Origin of the sequence: Eubacterium oxidoreducens, assembly GCF_900104415.1 — a bacterium.
In the GTDB taxonomy this organism is placed as follows: domain Bacteria; phylum Bacillota; class Clostridia; order Lachnospirales; family Lachnospiraceae; genus Eubacterium_C; species Eubacterium_C oxidoreducens.
In genome coordinates this window covers 1-23,495 of the sequence record NZ_FMXR01000007.1, presented here as the reverse complement: position 1 = coordinate 23,495, position 23,495 = coordinate 1, and the positions used below count along the sequence as shown (strand labels likewise).

20 protein-coding genes are annotated in these 23,495 nt (G+C 41.6%); 2 read left to right on the top strand and 18 right to left on the bottom strand.

Annotation, left to right across the window (positions count from 1 at the left end):
• Positions 1-17 precede the first annotated feature (17 nt).
• The 5 genes from BLS20_RS04450 to BLS20_RS13675 form a co-directional block, all read right to left on the bottom strand.
• A complete protein-coding gene (locus BLS20_RS04450; RefSeq protein WP_090172666.1) occupies positions 18-2,126 on the bottom strand; it encodes an HD-GYP domain-containing protein in 2,109 nt (702 codons plus the stop codon).
• Positions 2,101-5,925, bottom strand: a complete 3,825-nt coding sequence (locus BLS20_RS04445; protein WP_176762288.1) for a two-component regulator propeller domain-containing protein — start codon at positions 5,923-5,925, stop codon at positions 2,101-2,103. The genes BLS20_RS04450 and BLS20_RS04445 overlap by 26 nt, the downstream gene beginning before the upstream one ends.
• 179 nt (positions 5,926-6,104) lie before the next feature.
• Positions 6,105-7,022 carry a SufB/SufD family protein gene (locus tag BLS20_RS04440; protein WP_090172662.1) on the bottom strand — a complete coding sequence of 306 codons (918 nt, stop codon included), beginning with the start codon at positions 7,020-7,022 and terminating at the stop codon, positions 6,105-6,107.
• Between the two features lie 11 nt (positions 7,023-7,033).
• Positions 7,034-7,762, bottom strand: a complete 729-nt coding sequence (locus BLS20_RS04435) for an ABC transporter ATP-binding protein (RefSeq protein ID WP_090172660.1) — start codon at positions 7,760-7,762, stop codon at positions 7,034-7,036.
• A 69-nt stretch (positions 7,763-7,831) separates the two neighbouring features.
• Complete coding sequence (locus tag BLS20_RS13675) at positions 7,832-7,972, bottom strand: hypothetical protein (RefSeq protein WP_176762286.1); 141 nt, start codon at positions 7,970-7,972, stop codon at positions 7,832-7,834.
• Between the two features lie 64 nt (positions 7,973-8,036).
• Here BLS20_RS13675 and BLS20_RS04430 point away from each other — a divergent pair, with 64 nt between their 5' ends.
• Positions 8,037-10,262, top strand: coding sequence for a fructose-specific PTS transporter subunit EIIC (locus BLS20_RS04430; RefSeq protein ID WP_176762285.1), 2,226 nt, complete (start codon positions 8,037-8,039; stop codon positions 10,260-10,262).
• 4 nt (positions 10,263-10,266) lie between these two features.
• Here BLS20_RS04430 and BLS20_RS04425 read toward each other — a convergent pair whose 3' ends face one another.
• The 6 genes from BLS20_RS04425 to BLS20_RS04400 form a co-directional block, all read right to left on the bottom strand.
• Positions 10,267-10,986, bottom strand: a complete 720-nt coding sequence (locus tag BLS20_RS04425; RefSeq protein WP_090172656.1) for a tRNA threonylcarbamoyladenosine dehydratase — start codon at positions 10,984-10,986, stop codon at positions 10,267-10,269.
• Between the two features lie 93 nt (positions 10,987-11,079).
• Positions 11,080-11,502, bottom strand: coding sequence for a hypothetical protein (locus BLS20_RS04420; protein ID WP_090172654.1), 423 nt, complete (start codon positions 11,500-11,502; stop codon positions 11,080-11,082).
• A gap of 20 nt (positions 11,503-11,522) precedes the next feature.
• A complete protein-coding gene (locus BLS20_RS04415) occupies positions 11,523-12,332 on the bottom strand; it encodes a DUF6734 family protein (RefSeq protein WP_090172652.1) in 810 nt (269 codons plus the stop codon).
• Between the two features lie 12 nt (positions 12,333-12,344).
• Positions 12,345-12,599 carry a hypothetical protein gene (locus BLS20_RS04410; protein ID WP_090172650.1) on the bottom strand — a complete coding sequence of 85 codons (255 nt, stop codon included), beginning with the start codon at positions 12,597-12,599 and terminating at the stop codon, positions 12,345-12,347.
• Between the two features lie 84 nt (positions 12,600-12,683).
• A complete protein-coding gene (locus BLS20_RS04405) occupies positions 12,684-13,829 on the bottom strand; it encodes a carcinine hydrolase/isopenicillin-N N-acyltransferase family protein (protein WP_090172648.1) in 1,146 nt (381 codons plus the stop codon).
• Between the two features lie 27 nt (positions 13,830-13,856).
• Positions 13,857-15,563, bottom strand: a complete 1,707-nt coding sequence (locus BLS20_RS04400) for a GH3 auxin-responsive promoter family protein (protein WP_090172646.1) — start codon at positions 15,561-15,563, stop codon at positions 13,857-13,859.
• Positions 15,564-16,114: 551 nt separating this feature from the next.
• On the opposite strand from BLS20_RS04400, the gene BLS20_RS04395 reads away from it, so the two are divergent.
• Positions 16,115-17,485: a TrpB-like pyridoxal phosphate-dependent enzyme gene (locus BLS20_RS04395; protein WP_090172644.1), complete on the top strand. Its 1,371-nt coding sequence runs from the start codon at positions 16,115-16,117 to the stop codon at positions 17,483-17,485.
• Positions 17,486-17,587: 102 nt separating this feature from the next.
• On the opposite strand, the gene BLS20_RS04390 is transcribed toward BLS20_RS04395, so the two are convergent.
• The 7 genes from BLS20_RS04390 to BLS20_RS04360 all read right to left on the bottom strand — a co-directional run bounded on the left by BLS20_RS04390 (position 17,588) and on the right by BLS20_RS04360 (position 23,378).
• A complete protein-coding gene (locus BLS20_RS04390) occupies positions 17,588-18,610 on the bottom strand; it encodes a zinc-dependent alcohol dehydrogenase (protein ID WP_176762284.1) in 1,023 nt (340 codons plus the stop codon).
• Positions 18,610-19,449, bottom strand: a complete 840-nt coding sequence (locus BLS20_RS04385; RefSeq protein WP_090172640.1) for a sugar phosphate isomerase/epimerase family protein — start codon at positions 19,447-19,449, stop codon at positions 18,610-18,612. Before BLS20_RS04385 ends, BLS20_RS04390 begins: the two co-directional genes overlap by 1 nt.
• Positions 19,443-20,618, bottom strand: coding sequence for a 2-deoxy-scyllo-inosose synthase (locus BLS20_RS04380; RefSeq protein WP_176762283.1), 1,176 nt, complete (start codon positions 20,616-20,618; stop codon positions 19,443-19,445). Before BLS20_RS04380 ends, BLS20_RS04385 begins: the two co-directional genes overlap by 7 nt.
• Before the next feature lie 285 nt (positions 20,619-20,903).
• Positions 20,904-21,551 carry a YczE/YyaS/YitT family protein gene (locus BLS20_RS04375; RefSeq protein WP_143010222.1) on the bottom strand — a complete coding sequence of 216 codons (648 nt, stop codon included), beginning with the start codon at positions 21,549-21,551 and terminating at the stop codon, positions 20,904-20,906.
• Positions 21,552-21,630: 79 nt separating this feature from the next.
• Entirely contained in the window at positions 21,631-22,002 is a 372-nt protein-coding gene (locus BLS20_RS04370) for a desulfoferrodoxin family protein (protein WP_090172634.1), read from the bottom strand.
• An 18-nt stretch (positions 22,003-22,020) separates the two neighbouring features.
• A complete protein-coding gene (rbr, locus tag BLS20_RS04365; protein WP_090172632.1) occupies positions 22,021-22,677 on the bottom strand; it encodes a rubrerythrin in 657 nt (218 codons plus the stop codon).
• Between the two features lie 131 nt (positions 22,678-22,808).
• Positions 22,809-23,378 carry a DJ-1/PfpI family protein gene (locus BLS20_RS04360; protein ID WP_090172630.1) on the bottom strand — a complete coding sequence of 190 codons (570 nt, stop codon included), beginning with the start codon at positions 23,376-23,378 and terminating at the stop codon, positions 22,809-22,811.
• Positions 23,379-23,495: the final 117 nt, after the last annotated feature.

The following is a 23,495-nucleotide window of genomic DNA, read 5'->3' as shown; positions in this document are numbered from 1 at the left end:
AAACTCCCCTTCTCTGATTATTCTGCAAATCGATCAGCCACGATCACTACATCGTCTGCAGCCTTCAAAAAAGCATCCGCAACATAGGGATCAAAGTGCGTTCCCGCATCCTCTTTAATAATCGAAAACGCCTTCTCATAAGAAAATGGTTCCTTATAGGCTCGTCTTGAAACCAATGCGTCAAATACATCTGCAACGGCCATAATTCTCGCTGACAACGGAATCTCTTCGCCGGCAAGTCCCTCCGGATAACCGGTGCCATTCCATTTTTCATGATGATAGCCGGCAAGATTTCTAGCCTCTACCAGATATCCAACATCCGGCATCGTTTCGATTGCACGCTCTATAATGGTACGGCCTTCCGCTGCGTGCGATTTCATAATGCCAAATTCCTCATCGGTCAGTCGATCCGGTTTATTTAAGATTGCATCCGGAATGGCAATCTTACCAATATCATGAAGTGGTGCTGAACGAATGGTGTTATGCGCCAATTCTTCCGTCAACTCCTCCTTGTAATAACCAAGTGATCTCATCTTATTAATTGTTATTTCCACATAAGCTGCTGTCTTCCTTACATGGCTTCCGGTTGACTCATCACGGTTTTCCACTACGTCCGCAAGAACCATCAAAAGACCTTCCTGCATCTTGCTGATTTTTTCATTTTGATGTTTACTTTCCTCAAAATAACAGGTACTTTCTTCAATTGTTGCAGTAAGCGCCCAATACATGCGTTCTATTTCATCGCCTGTCTTAATCTGAAGCTGTTTGATATTGTGCAGATTCCGTCTGCGCGCATATTCATCCGTGTATTCAAATTCATCCGTCACCTTCGCCATTGCATTAATCGGTAAAATAAGATGGTATTTCGCCAGCCAAAGCCCGATTGCCAAAACCAGAATCCAAAAACTGATAAAGATGGCAATCAAACGCACAAAAAACAATCGCCTATAGTCCTTTAAATTATCCATCGAAATATCTGCCGCCGCATAGCATACACACTCACCGTCAGATGCATAGACCGGAACATAGTACGATAATAAAGCACCATATTTATCCTCTGAAATGACCGCATCAATTTCCTTTCCCTCCAGCAAATCCGGAAGATATTCCATAAATGCTTCATCAAAGGAAATCACATCTCCAAGGTTCGCCGCATCCACAGATTCCGTATCAATATCAAATACAACATGACAGCCATCCGACATGATCTTATAGACATATATATAGGATACCTGATTACTGTTTTTAAGCAGTTTGGTAAGCTCCTCTTTTGTCTCTTTATAACTTTGAAAAGAATCCCCTTCATCAAGATACTTCTCCACATCATCTGCCTCGACAAAGGATGCCGCAATACTCGCCACCGCTTTTCCAATTTTGCTTTGCTGATCAATCATAAACTGTCGATATAATTCCACGCATGCTATTGCACAGATAAAAGCAATTGAAATCGAAATAACGCCTAGGGACACCACAATTTTTCGCCCAAGTGGATGACGATACCGGTTCTTTTGCCCGACGCGTTCCAGTTCCTTTTGCTCTATGGAGCTGTCCTGCATCCATAATGTAAGTTCAAAACGCTTTCTTACTTTCTCCGGAATCAATGACAACATCACGCAAACAAATGCCACGCTTATCGCCTTATCTCCAAGTTCAAGCAAGCAATAACGAACCATTCCCCCTGCAAATATCTCACCGGCATTTTCTTCAACCATCCAGGAGAGCCCTCCTCCAACAACAATTGCAATTACGGTAATCAGACAGGTATACAATATAAAATGGCGTATGGTTTTTAGCTTCCCTTTTCGATACAAATATGCAGTCACAAGAGCAATACAGATGCTGATTGGCGCATAGTATATAGATGCCGGATCTTCCACACACTTTAAAATATTTGTCGTCAATCCCACAACAATTCCCGGGACATAACCGCCCATATAGGCAATCAAAATCGTACCTGCGCAATCAAAATAAAACGGAAGATCAAATGTCCGAACCGCAGTTGTCCCACCTATATTAAACCCCAAACCAATCAGACACATAAGCAGCGGTAATGTGAATTGCTTTTTATCAATCTGACTGAATCTGCTTTTTTGTTTACGCCTATTCCCCTTCGTCTTCTCCTTCATATGTTATTGCTCCTTTTTGCTCCGACGTTTTAGCAGCCTCTTCAAAGTCCCCCATTGGTCTTACGTCTACAATCTTTTGCATCAAATCAAAACAAAACCGTGAACCTTCTCCATAAATACTTTGTATCTCCAGTTTCGATCCCATAAGTTCAAGAAGATGCGTTGCAAGGCGAATATCTATACTTGATTTTTCATAATTCGTACTTTTGATATTTTCATTTAAAATCTTTTCCAGCTCTTCTTCCCGAATACCGACACCGGTATCTTCCACTACCACATGAAGATGCAGCTGTTCTTCCTCTCGCTCACCTTCCACCTTTATCCCAATACTTCCCTCTTTGGTATATTTTATGGCATTCTCAAGCAGTTTCTTGATAACCTGTGTCAGATGTATGCCGTCTCCATATAATCTTCGCGGAAGATAAGAGCCAACTTCAATTTCAATTCTAATTCCTTTTTTCAGACCATCTTGCTTTACGTGACCAATTGCTTCTTCCAATACCAGCGCCAGGTCATATTCTTCCTGAAGGGATTCCATACGACCGGTCTCTAATTCTGCCATCGCAAAAAAGTCATTTATCATATTCAAAAGACTGGTTGCCGATTTTTGAATACTGTTTGCATTTGTCAACACATCCGGACTTTTCGTCAAACGCAAAATCTGCTCATTTTTCACAAGCACGTCCAAAATCGGACTTTTAATTTCCTGCGTCATATGATCCATAAATCGTGCTTTTTCCTCATTTGCCTCCTGCACTTCATCTTCTGCCCTTTGGATCTGCTCATATTGCTTATTAATCACAGCAAGATTGCTCATCTTAGCTCCTAGCCATACCACAAACATTAACATAACAGCAAGCGCACAAATCAAATAGACTTTAAAATACGTTCTTTCATATAACTTCGCTTCTTTTCGGAAGACAAAGCTCATCTCCTTCAAAACTTTTGTTCCTGAATCGTTATAAACTTTAACATCAAAACTATAATTACCAAATGGTAGATTCGAATAATAAATCGTGCTCAGTTCAGATTGACGTACATAACGCCCACTCTCGTCAACGCCCTCTAATTCCAGATACACGAGTGGATCAGAAATTGCATAATTGAGCACTGCAGCCGTCACCGTCACCTCTCCGCTTCCCGCCGGAATATTATAGATTCCGTTCTTCGCTTCCACGGCCTTGCCTTCCTTTTCCACGTACACAATTACAATCTGATAATGATTATTAAAATCCTCATACTGCTCCATATTCAGGCTTCGAAGTCCATCGGTACAACACAAATAAAGCGTCTCATCCTGCACGGCATCCCAAGCATTTGCCGTAAGTGTCGTATCAAATCCGCGATTGGCATCTAAGAGCGTATAATTATATGCTTCCTCATCCTGCAACAGTTCTTTTTCAGTCGTTACATATATTCCCGCACTTGAACTGATAAATGCTTTTCCATCTTGCGCAATATAGATATCATAATTGTTGGAATATGGAAAATTTTCAAGTTGTATCACACTTTTATCTTCCTTGTAGTAGTACAAACCATTGCTTGCCACAAATATATATCCACCTGTACAAGGGACAATCTTCATTACTACCTGGGAATACAATCCTTGTTCTTCTCCAATATGATCCACAACCTCATCATCTTCGATTAGATAGACTCCGCCGCCATCTGTCGCAGCCAAAATGCTTCCATCTTCCTGCTCTAGCGCAAAAAGCACTTTAGGAACGCTCATTTCCTCTTCTCCAATTGTCTTCACCACTTGATTTCCCTTAAGAAAACTGATTCCGTCTGAAGAAGCTGCCAAAATCCGACCATCACTTAATTCCATAGAGAATCGAAAACGTCCTCCCAAAATACCGGTCTTAGCTTCCGTAAATTTCTTTATCTTTCCACTCTTAGAAATGCGGACAAGACCATCCTCCCCATAGGTAGAAAACCAATAATTTCCTTTGCTGTCCTTTAGGATATGACGCACCCGCATACCATCTAATTGCTCCAAAAGTTCCGAGGAAATCCCTTCATCCGAATCTGCATTCATCTTTACAACGCCATCATCTGTACCGATGTATAAGATTCCATCATCATTCAAAACAGCATTTACCGCTTCGCGATCTATCTGTTCTTTTGCAAACAAATCTGTAAATGGATTATAGGAAACTTTCATAATTCCCTGCTTAGATGAGCTAAACCAAATATCATTTTGTCTGTCAATAATGATGTCGGAAATCGCCGTGTCAAAGCCATCGATTGTCAGTTCTTGATAGCTTCCATCTTCTCCCACGTAACCAAATCCATTCTCGCAGGCTATAAAATATCCGGCAAAATCACTTTCGTAACAGATTGCATTCACACAGGATAATCCCTGCAAATCCACCGTGCTTTGTGTCTTCAAGCCACTCGCACTTATCGCTACTTTCTCCATCTGACTTGCCGTTGTCCCGACCAGTAAAACGTCATCTTCATTAAATGCAACTGCGCTGTAATCACATTCCTTTTGCGTACACTCTTTTGTATATGCAAGCTGCTCGTTTTTCATAACAAACAGCATACCATCGCCGCTAATCCCGCAGATTTCACCATTTCCCAAAGTGGTCAAACTACTAACGTATGTAATCTCCGGCAAATCGCTATACACTTTAATTTCCGCAGGTTCAAGCGCATTCGTATCGTCTTTTGCATTCTCAAGTTCTATGCGGCATAGATAGGACGACGTGCTCACATACATATATCCTTGTTCATCCTCACAGATATCCTTGATCGAGTTTGAACTCAGCCCATCATCCGTCGTATAAAAGCGAATATCTTGTGAATATGGGTCGTAACAAGCCACGCCACTTTCATTGGTACCAATCCACATACGACCTTGACGATCGCAGCACAATCTGATAACACTCGTAATTCGTTTATCCAATTCTACTTTTTTAAATTCCGTTCCGTCATAACGATACAAACCGGAGTATGTTCCCGCCCAGATATAGCCGTCACTTGTCTGCGTTATCGTATTGATTTCTGCAGACTTTAAACCATCCTCTGTATCATAAGTGGTAAATGCATAATTTGCCTTAAAATCTTCCACCTTAATATCGTTTTGCACCAAAGTATCGCCGGTGGCTGCATTACTTGCCACCGCACCAAGCAGCGAAGCTGCAATCACACCTATGACAACAAAAACAGACAAAAGAGGTTTGATTCCTTTTGCCTTCTTATAATCACTTTGTTCTTCTTTTTCAATTTCATCTGCAAGGAAATAACCGGTCTTTCGAAAGAGAACAATGGCGCCCATCACCAATAAGACCGACAAGATTTTATCCGGAATATTTACAATAATTTCTCCTGCTATACAGCATGGCAATACTCTTGGAAGATGTTCCAATGTCATCTCTACCAGAGCATCCCCCCACTCATTTCCTGTATACCCGGATCTGAACACCATATTAATCGGTGTCGCAAGAAGCACTGCAACAAGACCAGTCAGAACGCTGGTTGCCACAACCCGAAATGACGAGATACGTTTTCGATTATATAATAGTTTTCCTACAACCAAAGCTCCTCCGGCACTGACAAGCGCATAGCGCCAATCCCCCGGTATCACAATTGCCGTTAGGAAATTGCATAGGATTCCCGTTACAATTCCTGCAATCGGACCTAATACAATTGAAATAAAAAAAGTACCAATATTATCCAAAAATAACGGTAATGAATATGCGGTTGAAATGCTTCGCCCCATCAAATTCAATACCACTCCGACGCAGATTAGTGCGCCCCCCTTTTTCCCAAGTGGCAAAATAAATTTTCTCATAGCATTCACCATATTTCTATTTATAATCAACATCCATTTGTATTATACTATGTTGTCCGACACCTTTCAACATTTCGTACCATTTTCGCACACTTCACTTTTCGAATTTCAATCAAAAAAACACCGAAAGCAACCTATTTGTTACTTTCGGTGTATCCCTCTTTTGACGTTATATCTATTTATCGCAGGAAGCCGTTGATAATCTGTTCTTCTGCTTCTTCTCTGGTAAGTCCCAGACTCATAAGCTTAATCAGCTGATCTCCTGCTATCTTGCCAATGGCAGCCTCATGAATCAATGCTGCATCTACATGATTGGCATCCAGTTTCGGAACTGCGACAACATGAGCCTTATCCATGATAATCGCATCACACTCTGCATGACCTTGGCAAGCTGTATTTCCAACAATGCTTGCTTCAAAGATCTGTTCCGAATTATCTTTTGCAACAGAACGTGAGATAACATCCGTGCTGGAATCTTCTCCGCTTAGCGTCACCTCGTAAATACTAGAGGCGGTCTGACTTCCGTGCGTCATAAGACGCTCTCTGACCAAAAACGTAGCCCCTTTCTCAAGCTCTGCTTTCGTCGTGCGGATCGTGGAGTCAACGCCTTTAATCTGTACCATCTCCATCTCGCAATAGCTGTTTTCTTTTTGATATACTTCCGTTACCGGATTCAAAATGCGTTTACCGGTTCCTTCTCCGCCGCCGTAGTGTTTTTCCACATAGCGAACCCGCGAGTTCTTACCGATATAAAAACGATGTACGCCATCATGCTGTGAATCCGCATCGCCACTATTATGAATACCGCAGCCGGCTACAATCGTCACATCACAATCATCACCTACATAAAAATCATTGTAGACAACCTCAGACAGACCACTTTGCGACAGAACTACCGGAATATGTACACTCTCCTTAACCGTTCCATCCTTAATCTTAATATCAATACCGCTGTTATCTTCCTTTGATACAATATCGATATTGGCAGTTGTATTGCGAGCCGTAGACTGTCCATTTGCCCGAATATTATAAGCACCCTCCGGCACTTCGTGAAGGTCTGCCACTTCTTCTAATAACTGTCTTTGTATTTCATCCATCATGGCACCTCCTATACTAATTTACTACAAGCACTGTTCATTGCGCTTTCCGTTCCAAGAATCTCCGGAAGAATCTCATCCTTTGGTCCTTGCTTTTTCACTTTTCCATTTTCAATAACAACGATTTCATCCGCAATATTCAAAATACGCTCCTGATGCGAAATGATCAGCACCGTACCTTGAATGGAACTACGAATATTTTCAAATACCTTAATCAGATTCTGAAAGCTCCATAAATCAATTCCTGCTTCCGGTTCATCAAAAATTGCAAATTTTGTTCCTCTGGCTATGACGGTTGCTATTTCAATTCGCTTAAGTTCTCCTCCGGATAACGAAGCATTCACTTCTCTGTTAATATAATCCTTCGCACACAAGCCTACCTTGGAAAGATATTCACAAGCCTCTGTCACTGTAATCTTCTCTCCTGCTGCCAGCCTTAGCAAATCAATGACCTTAATGCCCTTAAACCGAACCGGCTGCTGAAATGCAAAACTGATTCCGAGATTCGCTCTTTGTGTTATATTCTTATCCGTAACATCCTCTCCATCAAAAATGATGTTTCCGGATGTCGTATCATTTACGCCCATAATCAGCTTCGCAAGTGTAGACTTACCTCCACCATTAGGTCCTGTCACAACCACAAACTTTCCATCGTCAATCGAAAGATTCAGGTGGTCAATAATATTAATCTTCTTATCATTTTCTTCCACTTCATAGACTAAATCTTTAATCTCTAACATCATGCACCTACCTATTCTTAGCACACCACTATGCTTACAACTTTTCATATTTGCATAGTATTTAGTATCTCACAAATAACGAAGAATAGCAATCTTTTCCTTATCGCCATGACTTGCCAATGCAAGTTCTTCGGCTTTTCTTATTTTGCATTGTTGTGCTCTATGTCTTTCAATGATATAGTAATAATGACCCATAGTCAGCGATTCCATCGGATTTTGCCTTCCGGTAGCGTACGGACTATGCAATACTCATAATCTTAGGTGGATGATTTTCATGAAAGACTATAAATTCAATTCCAAGTTTATCATTATTATATGCATTATCATTTGTAGTTTCGTTGTCAGCTCTTTATTTTTTGCTGCCATCAATGTCACAACTCTGCGTTCGTATGAATATGATAACCTTAACTATGCCGTCCATGCTTTCTCTACACGATTAAATGCCGATATCACTTCCGAAAATTTCACCATCGACAGTGACCTAGCCTATTGGCAGTGTGACTCGGACGGAAATATCTTATCTACCAACTCCGATGATGATTATAAAACCATACAGTCTTATTCAAGATTTTCAGATTGCGAAGATCTTCTCACTCCGCCAACTAACAGTGTTTGTTATAAAGAATTATATACACAAAACAATCCCTTTTACACGGATGGACGCGCATGCATTTCCTCTTATCTGGATGATGGCACCATTCTTTTGTTGGAAACGGATGGAGCCAATATGCGTTCCTATGAGTATCGTCAGCTCACACTGATTATTTCTGTGGAGCTTATTTTATTATTTATTGTTATCATCCTTATCACAAATAATTTCTTTAGTTATAGGGGCATACTGCTCAAAATGGCAACATTCGACGAGCTGACCGGTCTTTCTAACCGAAGATCTTTTACTGAGGATTTTAAGCGTTTGGCTTTACTTTGCCCAACCGACGTATGCCTGTTCTTACTTGACGTTGATTACTTTAAACAAATCAACGATAAATATAGTCACACGGTGGGCGACGAAGCATTGCAGATTGTATCCGAACACATAAAAGAACTCATTTCCAAACATGGTTATTCTGCAGCTCGTTGGGGCGGCGACGAATTTATCGGTATCTTAAAGTTGCCAGCGGATAAAGCCTATCCACTTTTAGAACAATTATGTCAGGATATTCACCATACGGATACTCCGGAAGGATATCATATTACCGTCAGCATCGGCCTTACTCCGCTTGATTACGCACAGCCACTTAAAACCATTAGTGAAATGGCCGATTTTGCGCTGTATCGATCCAAACAGCTTGGCCGAAACCGCGTTACGATGTTTACAGAAGATTTAGCAGACAAAGTAATCGATGGTCCTGACAAAAAATCTGCCTTCGAAACAGACTTTGTTCGTCTTCAGGAAACAAAATCTTTAGAGGCTCCGAAACAGCTTACACAAAACGAAAAAATCTTTACCTATAAATCCATCTGCGAAAGCATCATCTATGCCATCACATGGATGATTCCTTTTATTGCTGCAGGTGGTATCTTAATCGGACTGGCTTATCTATTTGATTCCGCAAGCGTCGATCTTTCCTCCTTAACGATAGATGCTCGCAGCGAACTTGGAACTATTACGCCTGTCGCTTCCGGTCTTAATACGCTTGGAGAGACTTGCTTTAATTTCATGCTTCCGATTTTTGCAGCATTTATGTCCTTTAAACTGCTAGGACGCGAAGCTTTCATGGCCGGATTCGTCGGAGGATGTATGGCAATTGATACCAATTCCGGTTTTATCGGTGCAATGTGCGCAGCCTTAGTTGCATGCTACATCACTCACCATCTAAAGCAATTTACCGGTCATCTGCCAAATTATATGCGTTCCGCCGCCATGATTATTATTTATCCGATTATGACACTATTGCTTATGTTTTTATTCTCACGATTTTTACTCACCCCGGCTACATCGGCAATTCATAGCTATCTGACCTCTTTGCTAGACTATCTTGCATCTTACAATGAGGTTATTTCCGGTACTTTTGCCTCTACTTTAATGGCAATTGATATGGGTGGTCTATTAAATAAAGCAGCCTATAATTACGCAACCGCTTCCCTTTCAAGTGGCACTTCGGGAATTATGGCAGCTGTGATGCTCGGCGGTATGGTGCCTCCGATTGGAATTTCAATTTCGATGCTACTATTCAAAAACAAATATACCAACGACCAAAAAGGACAACTTTCCGGAGTCTTTTTTATGGGGCTTTCCTTTATTACAGAAAGTGTTCTTCCATTTGTTCTCACCGACATCCGCAAAGTTATCTTATCCTGCATGGCCGGTGCCGCCACCGCCGGATTTTGTTCTTCCCTATTTGGATGCACGATTCCGGCTCCGCATGGAGGCATCTTTGTATTTATTTTATCCAATCATCCGCTACTTTATATCCTCGCTCTTACGATTGGATCATTTGTTACCGCTTTGATACTAGGTCGATGGAAAAAGCAGGTAAAAGAAAACCTGCCACGCTAACTATTTAGCACGGCAGGTTTTTCAAATCTTTAATCACTTCACTTGCTATTATAAGACCGGCAACAGCCGGTGTATACGCTGTCGAACCCGGCAGCGCTCTTCTTCCTTCTTCTGGTTTCTCTTTTGATGCAGCCGGTGCAATTGGCTTTTCATCCGAATAGACTACTTTTAATTTCTTTACACCTCGTTTTTTCAATTCCCGTCTCATCACTTTAGCCAGCGGACACATACTTGTATCATAAATATCCGCCACCTGAAATCGGCTCGGATCTAACTTATTTCCTGCTCCCATACAACTGATTACGGGAACGCCAAGGCTTTGACATCTCATTATAATTTCTATCTTTGCCGTTACGGTATCAACCGCATCAACCACATAATCATACTCTTCAAACGGAAAATCCTGTGCGTTTTCCGGCACAAAAAAACATTTATGCAAAACAATTTCTGCATCCGGATTGATATCTAGCATCCTTTCTTTCATCACTTCAACTTTGTCTTTTCCAATTGTGCTATGAAGTGCGATAATCTGCCGGTTCAGATTCGTAAGAGATACCGTATCCTTATCAATCAACTCAAATTGTCCTACTCCGCTTCTTACTAAAGCTTCACATACATATCCACCAACACCGCCGACTCCAAATATTGCAACCTTCTTTTGTCCAAGCCTCTTTATCGCTTCTTCTCCAAGCAGCAATGCGGTTCTTGAAAACTGCTCTACCATCTCGTTCTTCCTTTTTATTTTTGTCATAACCCCCAACTACGCTAACGCTTAGAGGTGGGGGATTTCTCCGACTAAGTTACAAAAGTCCCCTTGTTACTCATCCTCTGGAGACCAGGATTCCTGCAAATCATCAATCTGCAAATACCCATCTGCCTTCGCCACAATCTGGTATTGATCTTCATATACAATCTCTCCCGGCGTATTGGTATAAACCACATAGTACGGATGATTGTATCGCTCTAACAGCCAAAGTGCCGGACGAATCATCTTCATCATCTCATCCGAATTTTCAGTTTTAAACCAACATACTACAGATTCTTGTCTCTTACACTGCGGCGGAAACGGAAGCACCTCCGCAAACCAGGAGTCAATTTCCTTGTATAAGTCACTATCTTCTTCGTCCATCACATCATTTTGAATTAACTGCCAACACATACTAAAGACGCCCTTGGCATGCATTGTATTTCTCGCAAGTTCTTTCCCCTGTATACGTACGTACTTAAAGTCTAACGCCATTCCTTTGGCCTCCTTTTTCTCTACCAAATCTCATCACCAAAATCTTCTTTTATTCTTTTTAAACATCTCTCACAAAACGCGCTCTGCTGCGCAGGATGTTCTTTTAGATATTGCTTTGCTCCCCACAAATGTGTCGCCAATGACTGCTCATTCATCTTATCAAATTCTAACAAATAAGCCATCCTGTAACCTAATGCTTTTGCTTCCATCGGCAAGATTCTCTGTTCCGCAAAACACATCGCTGTAACAGGATTCAGTCCGTCTAAACATACATTTGCAAAGAAGCGTTCCGCCTGACTTACATAGGAATCTCGAAGTTCTTCCGAGGCGATATACAAAAATGCTGTATTTGAAGCCGGTGTCGCCCAGTCCCAATTCTCGTCAAATGTATACCCGTCCTTTAATTTAAAATGCGTTCGTGCGGGATATACGTCCGAATGCAGCGGTTCTGCATGCGCCGTCATAAGAGTCTTTCCTTCCAGCAACAAATCCAAATTCTTCCAGATAATCAAATCCGTATCCAGCATAACAAGCGGCAACCGACTGTATTTCAATGCCATCAGTTTTCCCGCTGCCCAAAACAAAAAAGGGTCTGTGGATGCGTCCATACGATCAAGCGTTGTATCCACTTCATCCCATACATCGTACAAGCCCTTTTCTCGGAAGTATTTTGCACCGTCACTATCCGTCACCATACGAATCCTTCCATTATGCTTTTTCCACTCTAAAGCGGATAAAACCATGACTAGAATTTCATAATCCTCCATCACGATTTTACCGTCATTACGATTCTTGTTCGGTTTCGACCAAAAGGAGTGAAATGCCTCCATAACTTTCACCCCCTATATCAGATGCAATCCGTATCCTAACAAAAACACACCGCCATCACAGCTTCCTACGCTAAGATAGCTCAGTCCGCTTCTCATCAAAGACATCTGCGAGCTGCTAAATGATCCGCAGGTCGGCATCTGCCATAACGCTTCTTTCAGCCCCTGTGTATCTTCCTCATGATGCACTGTCTTACTATATTCTTGCCACCATGGCTGATTTTCTAATCTCCATCCCCCGTTCTTACGATCTGCCATTGTCTTTTGCACGTTAAGCTCCTCTCCTATATGCAATCACTATCTAAAAGTGTAACATATCTTAGAGCTCATAAACAAGTCATGACTTACCACTTATCATAAAGAAAGTTTTACCCTATATGCTTCTTCCTCAAAATGTTCATTTCCAACCCATGTCGCAGTAAGATTCGTAAGATTATATACAATGCTATAGAGTGTAATCTTTACGTCATCTCCATACAAATGCCGCTTAGCTGTCGCTTTTAAAAGCTCCATTGCTTCCTTTTCATCGACAAGCGTCCCTTTACACTCCTTTAATTTGCGTTCTATGATTTCGTATCTATCCAGGCCTTCCTTTCGCGCCCCTTGCTCATAATAGTCCGGCACAATAATAAAATTCGTCAAACACTGGTATGGTTTTTCATTATACGTGACCACAAGTTTCCGGCCGTGACCGTCGATATCCGTAGCATTCTTTCCGTTAACCCATTCCAAAACCGCACTTTTCCCGCTTTTATCCGCGATAATCAGATGAAACGGAACCTGATTCGAATCATGATAGTCATATTGCCGTATAAGTTCAATTGCATGTTCTACGTCATCCGCATAATCCAAAATCATACGAATCATTGTGCTTGCATTCAATCCCGGCTTTCCAGTCCTTTGATGCGTATAACCATTTTGATGAGACATATGAATTGCACATGCCACTCCCGCATCATTCATTCCATCAAGTGCTGCATAAGGAGCCGCCACACATTTCAAACGTTCCGGAATCGACTGTACGCCGCAAGGCTCAATTCCCAGGAATTTCAAATCCGCTGTAGATACCGCTTTATGCCTTGCGTTGCCCGGATTGGTATGCACGATACAGATCGCACTTTCCCGAAGGTCATAGTTTCTCGCATAGAGCCGTTCCCCTTTCAGATTACGCGCAGTAAAAGACGAGCATCCCGCCACGGATTTCGTGTTGATTTTCAACTTAAACAGTCCTTTTGTCAGCTGTTTTTCCACATAGGCATTAAGCTTCTCATCACTATCCGCACCACCTTGTGCAAGATACTCGTCAAATCCATAATCCCCGCTAATTCGAATCGAATAGACTACTCCATCCCGATGCTGCGGATTCGCAGGCTGCATTTTTCTCATAGAAAGCATCGAACGTATTTCATGACGGTATATGGTTGCAGCTACTGCCATAGCTGTGGCAGCAGCTCCTGCTCCAATGGTCGCGATTGTCTTTATCAACTTTTTATTATCCATAGGCAATCGTTATCCCCCGTAATCTGTTTATTCCACTTCACCTTCTAACAGATTGAAGAAGAATTTCTCCTTCATCGGTGTATCAATCACACGTACCGGCTTTAACTGATTTTGCGAAACGCCCTTCATCAGCATCATATCACGATAAAGCATATACGTTTCTGACTGGGTAACGCATAGCTTGGTTCTTCCTAATACATTTGTCGCAATCTTACTTCCAAATGAAGGATTGGCCTCTCCTAAACGTTTTTCAATAATATCACGGCACTCTTCATAACGCGATTTATCCAGTTCCTTATCCGGCTCAATCAAAATTATATAACGTCCCGGCTTGGTCTCTGTATCTGCAAAGATACTATAATCACGAAGAAGAATGTTGGTATCATCCTGGAACTTTTGCATCGCCCAGCGAAGTGCCTCTTCGTTCGTCTTTTCACCTGCAATCGAAATCATCTGATTCTTTCGATAAATAAATTGAATCATAGGAGCTTCATTATAAAATCCCGTTACACGAATAACATCTTTGATTTTATAGCGATAAAAACCAGACAGATTCGTTACGACAATTTCATAATCCTTTCCCTTTTCAAGCTGGTCTATCGTAAGCGTCGTTTCTTCATCATCGGAATCCATCGGAATGAATTCATAAAATCCACCATCCGGCAAGAGCACAAAGCTCTCATCTCCCGCGCGTCTTGCTACTGCCATCATAGACTCACTCGCTGCATAATTGGCCATAGAATATGGAATATTCTTTCCGGTATATTGACGCATCTTTTGTGTATACTGCGCAAATCCGCCGGTTCCAATTGCCGCTACCCAGCGCATATTTTTCCAGATTCTTGGAACAATCGGCGTATCAAATCCCTTCTCGAATTCTGCTCGAAGTTCCTGTGCACGCTCCTTGTTCGGCTTGAGCATACTGTTAAACTTATCTCTTAATTCATCTGAAATGTTAATCTCCTTACTGATACAACCTTGCTCAATATCATCGCATAAGGATTCCCAATTATTTTCCATATATGTCATAAGATCCACAAGACCTGTCATAAATGCGGATACCATGCACATAACATTTCTCTCTTCCAAAGCAAATCGAATCTTTAGATATTTTAAATCCATCACACCTTCCGGGAAAATCAATTCTGAAGGCGAAGTCATAAAGTATTTCAGTCGATCTGCCAATGGTCGCAACATTGTTCCGGAGATTGCGCCCTTTGTCACACCATTTTCCGTCCACATAGGCGGTGCTTCTAATGTATTTAAACACATTCCATCTTCAAACGTCTTTCCGGTTGTGGTTTTGTAGAATTCATCGAGCACACCAAATGCCATATTCGCTGCATAGATGCTATACGAATCCAGCGTCTTTTGCGATACCGGTATGTGTTTTGGCACTCCCACGCTTCCTGAGGAAAGAGCATAATGTCTGATCGGATAAACCGTAATCAAATCCTCTTCATCATTTTCAATCATTCTCTTGATATACGGATAGTAATCATCATAGGTGGAAAATGGAACCTTTTTCTTGTAATCTTCGATACTTTTAATATCCGCAAATCCGTACTTTTTTCCATATTCCGTGTCTTTATTATCCTGAACAATATCCAAAATAAGCTTTTCACTGATTGCAATTGCATCACGACTTGCCGCATCAAGATGTTTGATTGAATTTGCTCCTCTTTTCTTTAATGTCGAACAAAAAACATGGTTGGTAATCTTATCTACTATCATTTCTTTGGACTCCTTTCACCTTCTGTTACGAGACTCTTTTTGATTTTATGCAAATCCGGTTTTCATAAAATCTATCCTCTTAGCGCTAAACATATAGTCATTATATGCTATTTTTCTCTCCAAGTCTATTACATTAGTACTATGTTTAATCATTTTACTCTTTTCAAAGAGAATCGCTTACTTGACAAAAGCTGATTTTTCATGATAGCATATTGCATAACCAATGACGGAGAGTAAGTAAGAGAATCCTCCTTATCATGAGAGAGTTGCAGATGGTGAGATTGTAGCGATAAGTGTTTTTCCGAATGGACTCCAGAGGGCGACTTGAAATGCTTTATGCAGAGTAGACGAGACGTAGTATAGGAACTTCGTTACCAAATTCCGGCATATGATAGGTATGCGCTAAGAGGGTGATCATTTCACCAAGCCGGGTGGCACCGCAGGTTGATTTTTATACCTGTCCCAGCAGTAACTACTGTAGGGACAGGTTTTTTTATGTATAAAAACGATATATTCCTGTCCCGGGATTACACACAAAAGGAGAATTCAAAATGCAAGAAAAGACAATCCCTTACAAAATTTATTTAGAAGAAGAAGAAATGCCTAAAGCATGGTACAACTTAAGAGCTGATATGATTAACAAGCCGGCTCCATTACTTAATCCGGCTACCAAACAGCCTATGACAGCGGAAGATCTCGCTCCTGTCTTTTGCGATGAACTAATTGCGCAAGAGCTCGACGAGACAACACCATTTATTCCGATTCCTGATGAGATTCGAGAATTCTACAAGATGTATCGTCCTTCTCCACTTGTCAGAGCTTACTGCCTAGAGAAGAAACTGCAAACTCCGGCCAAGATTTATTACAAATTCGAGGGAAACAATACAAGTGGAAGCCACAAATTAAACTCTGCAATTGCGCAGGCTTATTACGCCAAAAAGCAGGGTCTAAAAGGTGTTACCACAGAAACCGGAGCCGGACAATGGGGAACAGCACTTTCTATGGCTTGCTCTTACTTTGATCTCGACTGTAAAGTTTACATGGTTAAAGTATCTTATGAACAAAAGCCGTTTCGAAGAGAAGTTATGAGAACTTATGGCGCTTCTGTCGTTCCTTCTCCTTCTGAAACAACCGAAATCGGAAAGAAAATTCTTGCCGATCATCCCGGCACCACAGGAAGCCTTGGCTGTGCAATCTCGGAAGCTGTTGAAGTTGCTACGAAAAATCCGGGATATCGATATGTACTTGGAAGCGTATTAAACCAGGTTATGCTTCACCAGTCTGTAATCGGTCTCGAAACCAAAACAGCACTTGATAAATACGGTATCAAACCGGATATCATCATTGGTTGCGCCGGAGGCGGTTCTAACCTTGGCGGATTGATTGCACCATTTATGGGAGAAAAAATCAAAGGTAATGCAGACTATCGCATCATTGCCGTAGAGCCTGCTTCTTGCCCAAGTTTCACTCGTGGTACGTATGCTTACGACTTCTGTGACACCGGTATGATTTGCCCTCTCGCTAAAATGTATACCTTAGGCAGCGGATTTATTCCTTCTCCAAATCACGCCGGAGGACTTCGTTTCCATGGTATGAGTTCTACGCTTTCTCAGCTGTATGACGACAAGCTTATGGAAGCGGTCAGCGTTGAGCAGACTGAAGTATTTGAAGCTGCTGAGCAGTTCGCTCGAGTTGAAGGTATCCTTCCTGCACCGGAAAGCTCACACGCTATCAAAGTCGCTATCGATGAAGCAATGAAATGCAAAGAAACCGGCGAAGAAAAAACCATCGTATTTGGTCTTACAGGTACCGGTTACTTTGATATGTTTGCTTACGAAAGATTTAATGATGGTAAGATGACCGATTACATTCCTACCGATGAAGAAATCGCAGCATCTATTGCAACCTTACCTCAGATATAATTACATTCAGACCACAAAAAATGCTCCCGGTCCTTCCTCTCAAACAAGAGGAAGAACAGGGAGCATTTATGCATCATCCCCAGCCCAGCATATTTATGACAACTACTTCGTCAGATCAATTAACACCTTAATGTTATCTTTCGTAAGAATACTTTCTTCAAAATACCTCGGCGCTTCTTCAAACGGCACAATCTCGGTAATCATCTTGGAGATATATTCTTCATTCTCCTTTATAATCTCCATCGCTTCCATAAAACCACCCGTACTTCCATTACTTGCATGTATGGTCAGTGATTTTTTTACCACCGTTCCAAAATCATAACTGATTTCTTTTTGATGTCCCAGACAAACAATATGTGCACATGGTGCTGCAAGATTCGTCGTCTGCACTAAGGACTGTGCATTTCCGGTTGCCTCCACAATCAAGTCATATTGATTCGATGCTTCTTTGGAAAGCGCCTGTGCGTCTGTGCACACCGCTCTTAAACCATCTAGTCCAAATTCATTTACCCGATCTACTTTTCCTTTTGCAATATCAATAGCTGTAATATCTTTTACGCCCATCTTCCTTAAGGTAAATATCGATGCCAGACCGATACCACCACACCCAAGAACAAGAGCGCGGCGACAACGTCCATATACTTCCTTCGGAACACGATTGACAATACCATTTACCGCCACTGAGATTGGTTCTGTTAAGGTCAGCAGCTTTTTATTGTCCATTGCGATGCATTTGTTCACATGCATTGCATCTACCGCAATATATTTTTCTGCACCGCCATCTATAGTAATCCCCCGCTTTTCGATGTGTTCACAGTGATTTTTATTGAAACCGCAGTAATAGCACTCCCCGCAGTAAACCGAACAATCTCCAACGCAGTAATCTCCGGCTTTTACCTTCGCCCCCTGCGGTGCCTCTATAACCTTTCCTAGCCATTCATGTCCAATCACAATCGGATAGCTATGCGGCGCCGTATAAGTTCCGGCATATAATTTCACATCGGAACCACACACCGCCACGTACATAACTTCTATCAAAACCTTTCCGTCTGCATTTGGCATCTCACACTCTCTTATTGCAATATCTTTTGGCTTTGTAATCACAAGTGCCTGATTCTTCATCATTACGCCACTCCCTTTCCCTGCATCAAAGAAAGAAGATAGTCCCGGCTCTGACTTAATGCTCTTTCCCATTGCTGATCATGATTGTGAAGTTCCACACATACATAGCCATCAAAAACAGACTCCTCAATCATGCCCACAATTCGCTCAAAATCAATATCTCCTTCTCCCGGAATTTCATGAAAATGAATCCGGTTTTTAATATCTTCAATATGAATATGCGCTGCATACGGAAGTGATTTTCGCACATTATCATAACATTCTTCTTCCGGCTCACAGCAAAACACATGTCCGATGTCCAGATTGAATTTCAGTTTAGGACTATTTATTTCTTGAATGTATTTGATTGCCATATCCGTAGTTCCTACATAAAATCCAGGTTCTTGCTCTAACACAAGCGTCGTCCGGTCGCATTCCTTAATGAGTTCTTCCATCCCTTTTCGAAAATACTCATCCGCCTTTTCGGCGCTTTGTTCTTTTAAAATTCCGGAATTGACATTAACAAGCGGCGAACCTATCTTTTCTCCTAATTCAATCGCAGCTTTGTAAGCGTCAAGACGAAGACGTCGTCCTTTTTCACTCTCGCAAATCATAGATGGTTCATAAGCCTCTTGCGTCAAATAGGTTGGACCACCGGCTGCCACACTTGCAAGCACAAGTCCTAATTCATCACAGTATCTGCGAACACTTTGTATCTTCTCATCGCTACTTAAATAAGGATGTAAATGTGTATCGTTCAGCGCAATCTCCACTGCTTCATAACCTGCATCCTTTATTTCTTTTAAGGCTTTATAGATGTCCATATAACGCAACGTTGTCGCATTGAAACATAGCTTTAGCATGCAATCTCACTTCCCTTCCCTAATTTCTGGTCAATTACGGAATTGTGCTTTACCAAAATCTTTTTCACAGTTGCTTCATCTACTTTTACCTGGAAGTCTCCATCCGGATTCAGGCATTCCCCGATTTTCTTTAACAATACATACTTAACACCCTTGACTGTCTTTTTGTTATCGGCAAGAATTGTGTGCATAATATTTTCAACACTGATTCCCTGCGGGATACGAAGATCAAGTCCTAAGCATTCTCCAAACAGACGATAATGCTTATCCACCTCTTCTTGTGTCAAATATCCCAGCTCGTGTGACAGTTCTGCTGCAATCGCCATTCCTTTTGCAACCGCGATACCATGCGGAATCTTTCCACCTGAATAAAATTCCATTGCATGACCGAATGTATGTCCATATTCCAGTGCCATTGCAAATAATTTTTCTGATGGATCTTGTTTTAAAATCTCAAGCTTGGATTGGATGACGCAATATGCTGTCTGTGTTACTCGCAATATATCCATATCCTCAAAGATTTCTGTCGCAAGTACGCCTTCATAATAATTCAAAAGACTCTCATCATTAATAAATGCATTTTTGATTCCTTCCGCAAAAGCAGACTTTCTTCCTGTCATACTTTCCGTTGCCAAAAACTGTGTATCCGAAAATATAAATATTGGTGCATAATATACGCCATACTGATTCTTTCCCTGCTTTCCATTAACAGCCTGCTTATTGCTCAGGCAGCTGTCTGTCACACCCATAAATGTCGTCGGCATTTCGATATATCGAATTCCTCTGTAAATCATTGCCGATGCAAGACCTACAATATTGGTCAGACATCCTCCGCCTACTCCAACTATGATCGAACCTTTTGTAATCCCCTTTTTCACGAGCAACTCGCAAAGTTCTTCCAATCTTGTAAATGTCTTATCATGCTCTGTATCCGCTATCACTATAACTTCATAGTTAATATTCTCATCCTTTAAAGACTGCTCTACCTTATCCCCATACAGGTTGTGCAGTACCTCATTTGTTACCAAAAACACCTTATCATAGGAGTATTCATTAATCAGTTTCCCCAGCTCACCGATAATGTTATACCCAAAGTAGTATGTTGGGTCCGGCTTTAAATATGTGTTGAAATGAATCATCTTTCCTTCTGTAAATGTTACCTGTTCCATGTTGTTCCTCCTCCTGGATAAAAAATTTAAAATAGTTACGCCCCAAATCTTTTTCGAATTCATCGTAACACACGTCTATTGGTAATCATTATCCATAAACCCATATCATTATTGCATATTATGTATAAAAGTACCCACCCTGAATATACACAATGCACAAACCACATGCACATTGTATACCATTTGCACCTTGTCTCCTATTTTTTCGTGCACATTGCATATTCGCGGACAAAAAAAGAGGTTATTTCCTTGTTGTTCAAGAAAATAACCTCTGTAACGTTCTTTTTATTCTCTCATATACCGCACCATCTCAGCGATTCCTCGCTGATGCAGTTTTCTTGGTTCAAAGCGAATCAAAGCATATACAATCTGCATCACAATTCCGGTTCCCACGGTGCCAATCAGTGTCCCGATTCCAACAGGTCCTCCCAGAAGCCAGCCTAAAAAAAGCACAACTGCCCACAGCAACACTTCTACAATGCCAATCGGTACGCGGGGCAATCGTCTCCCTAACCCAACCAGCAAAGAATCTCTCGGTCCACACCCCTGCTCGCTTTTCATGTATAGAGCCATTCCCAATGCCATAAATACAAATCCTACAACCATGATTCCAATTCCCGACCACAGGTGTGTGTTGAGTTCAAATGGGTTAAAGCTATTAAACAACTGCACAAAATTACCGGTAATAAGCGCATCAATAACTGTTCCAAACCCAATCTTTTCCTTTAACAAAATATCAATCACCAACACCACAAGCGAGACCATCGTTACGGAAACACCGTAATTCAAAGGCGTATGCATGGAAATTCCCATTCCCAAACAATCCCACGGTGACAGTCCGATATTTGCAAAAATAGTGAGGTGCACACCAAAAGCAAATATAAAAAGACCTATTACAATTTTTACCCATTCTATCATTATTTCTTTTTTCATGAAACCTATTATAGCAGAAAACATTTCATCAACAAAGAACGCAGTCTCCTTTCGGACACTGCGTTATCCAATCACCTGTTTACTGTGCTTTCCAAAGTCCATGAAGATTGCAATATGCATAAACTGCAACGACTGCATCGTCCTGCGTCAAAGCAAATTCCACACATGGTTTGTCGCCGGCACTTAGTACCTTTCTTTGGGCGCCCTTCTTTGTCTCAATAGCAATCCACTCGATAAAATGTTCTTCGACCATCGGATGATCTACAGAGCCCACATTTACCGTAACCTTATTTCCGTCCACCTTAAATTCCGGTACATGCTTTTCAGCTGCACCATCAGATGTTCCCGGAATCAGCTCCGTCATCTTCTCTCCACAGCACATCATCGCAACTCCCGATTCCTTAACCATTCCTACAAGATTACCACATTTCCCACATACATAAAATTTCATAGCAATCCCTCCATGTGATTAATAATTTTCGTTTCGAACTTCAAAGTAGGCCTGCGGATGATTACAAACCGGACAGACTTGCGGCGCCTCGGTTCCTACAACCACATGACCACAGTTTCGGCATTCCCACATGGTTACACCACTCTTTTTAAACACTTCCATCGTCTCAACATTATGCAAAAGTGCACGATATCTTTCTTCATGCATCTTCTCAATAGCGCCAACACCTCTAAACTGCTCTGCTAATTCCGTAAAGCCTTCTTCTTCCGCTTCTTTTGCCATTCGTTCATACATATCGGTCCATTCAAAATTCTCACCTTCTGCTGCATGAAGCAGATTCTCTTTCGTATCACCTAGTTCACCAAGCGCCTTAAACCAAAGCTTTGCATGTTCCTTTTCATTTTCCGCTGTCTGTAAAAACAATGCAGCAATCTGCTCATAACCGGCTTTCTTTGCTACTGAAGCAAAATATGTATATTTATTTCTCGCCTGCGATTCTCCTGCAAATGCCTCCCACAGATTCTTCTCTGTCTTTGTTCCTGCATACGGATTACGGTTCTTTACTTCCTCCACTTTTTCAAACTTTTCTGCCGGCTGTTTACACAAAGGGCACTCCTGCGGTGGCTGTTCCCCCTCATGTTCATATCCACAGATGGTACATTTCCATTTCGACATAGTTCTTCTCCTTTCCCCTTTTGATGTCTAAACTCGTTTGTGAGTTAACGTCATTGTACCATGTTTTCTTTGCTTTTGTCTTTATATTTTTCATACTTTTTTTTATATTCTGAACCAACCGTTTCATGCGGCTAACTGTCAGACAACAGAAGAGAAGCAAACTGTTGCATAAGCGCATAAATTCCCGGCCAAGCCGGCGCTGTAACAAGATTTCCATCTTTCACTGCCTCATCAAATGCTATCTCAACATACTCTCCACCAGCCATATTTACCTCCGGGCCAACTGCCGGATAACAGGTAAGTTTACGCCCTCTTACCAGATCTGCCGCAGTAAGAATCTGAACTCCATGGCAGATCACCGCCATCGGCTTGTTGCTTGCCGCAAATTGCTTTACAAGATTCATTACCCGCTCATCTGTACGAAGATATTCCGGAGCCCTGCCACCTGTAATATATAGGCCATCATACTCATCCGGTTTTACATCATCAAAATCTTTATTGAGTTCGAATTGATGTCCCTCCGTTTCCTTATAGGTTGCATCTCCAACAAAGTCATGAATCGCTGTTTTTATTTTATCTCCTGTTCTTTTATCCGGAGCAACGCAATCCACTTCAAAACAAGCAAATCTTAATATTTGATAGGGCACCATCACCTCATAATCTTCTGCATAGTCTCCCAAAAGCATTAATATTCTTTTCATGGCATTACCTCTCTACTCTTTAGTCAAGACTCGCTCGCGAGTCTTGCGCGCCGGATTCGGGTCTGCTTCAGCAGACAAATTCCTGTCCGAATCCGTGCGCATCCTCGCGGAGCGTTT

What these genes read in the sequence shown, in the direction of transcription:
- BLS20_RS04450 (WP_090172666.1), bottom strand. Translation starts at nt 2,126, where the DNA reads ATGAAGGAGAAGACGAAGGGGAATAGGCGTAAACAAAAAAGCAGATTC.
- BLS20_RS04445 (WP_176762288.1), bottom strand. Translation starts at nt 5,925, where the DNA reads ATGAGAAAATTTATTTTGCCACTTGGGAAAAAGGGGGGCGCACTAATC.
- BLS20_RS04440 (WP_090172662.1), bottom strand. Translation starts at nt 7,022, where the DNA reads ATGGATGAAATACAAAGACAGTTATTAGAAGAAGTGGCAGACCTTCAC.
- BLS20_RS04435 (WP_090172660.1), bottom strand. Translation starts at nt 7,762, where the DNA reads ATGTTAGAGATTAAAGATTTAGTCTATGAAGTGGAAGAAAATGATAAG.
- BLS20_RS13675 (WP_176762286.1), bottom strand. Translation starts at nt 7,972, where the DNA reads ATGGAATCGCTGACTATGGGTCATTATTACTATATCATTGAAAGACAT.
- BLS20_RS04430 (WP_176762285.1), top strand. Translation starts at nt 8,037, where the DNA reads ATGAAAGACTATAAATTCAATTCCAAGTTTATCATTATTATATGCATT.
- BLS20_RS04425 (WP_090172656.1), bottom strand. Translation starts at nt 10,986, where the DNA reads ATGGTAGAGCAGTTTTCAAGAACCGCATTGCTGCTTGGAGAAGAAGCG.
- BLS20_RS04420 (WP_090172654.1), bottom strand. Translation starts at nt 11,502, where the DNA reads ATGGCGTTAGACTTTAAGTACGTACGTATACAGGGGAAAGAACTTGCG.
- BLS20_RS04415 (WP_090172652.1), bottom strand. Translation starts at nt 12,332, where the DNA reads ATGGAGGCATTTCACTCCTTTTGGTCGAAACCGAACAAGAATCGTAAT.
- BLS20_RS04405 (WP_090172648.1), bottom strand. Translation starts at nt 13,829, where the DNA reads ATGGATAATAAAAAGTTGATAAAGACAATCGCGACCATTGGAGCAGGA.
- BLS20_RS04400 (WP_090172646.1), bottom strand. Translation starts at nt 15,563, where the DNA reads ATGATAGTAGATAAGATTACCAACCATGTTTTTTGTTCGACATTAAAG.
- BLS20_RS04395 (WP_090172644.1), top strand. Translation starts at nt 16,115, where the DNA reads ATGCAAGAAAAGACAATCCCTTACAAAATTTATTTAGAAGAAGAAGAA.
- BLS20_RS04390 (WP_176762284.1), bottom strand. Translation starts at nt 18,610, where the DNA reads ATGATGAAGAATCAGGCACTTGTGATTACAAAGCCAAAAGATATTGCA.
- BLS20_RS04385 (WP_090172640.1), bottom strand. Translation starts at nt 19,449, where the DNA reads ATGCTAAAGCTATGTTTCAATGCGACAACGTTGCGTTATATGGACATC.
- BLS20_RS04380 (WP_176762283.1), bottom strand. Translation starts at nt 20,618, where the DNA reads ATGGAACAGGTAACATTTACAGAAGGAAAGATGATTCATTTCAACACA.
- BLS20_RS04375 (WP_143010222.1), bottom strand. Translation starts at nt 21,551, where the DNA reads ATGAAAAAAGAAATAATGATAGAATGGGTAAAAATTGTAATAGGTCTT.
- BLS20_RS04370 (WP_090172634.1), bottom strand. Translation starts at nt 22,002, where the DNA reads ATGAAATTTTATGTATGTGGGAAATGTGGTAATCTTGTAGGAATGGTT.
- rbr (WP_090172632.1), bottom strand. Translation starts at nt 22,677, where the DNA reads ATGTCGAAATGGAAATGTACCATCTGTGGATATGAACATGAGGGGGAA.
- BLS20_RS04360 (WP_090172630.1), bottom strand. Translation starts at nt 23,378, where the DNA reads ATGAAAAGAATATTAATGCTTTTGGGAGACTATGCAGAAGATTATGAG.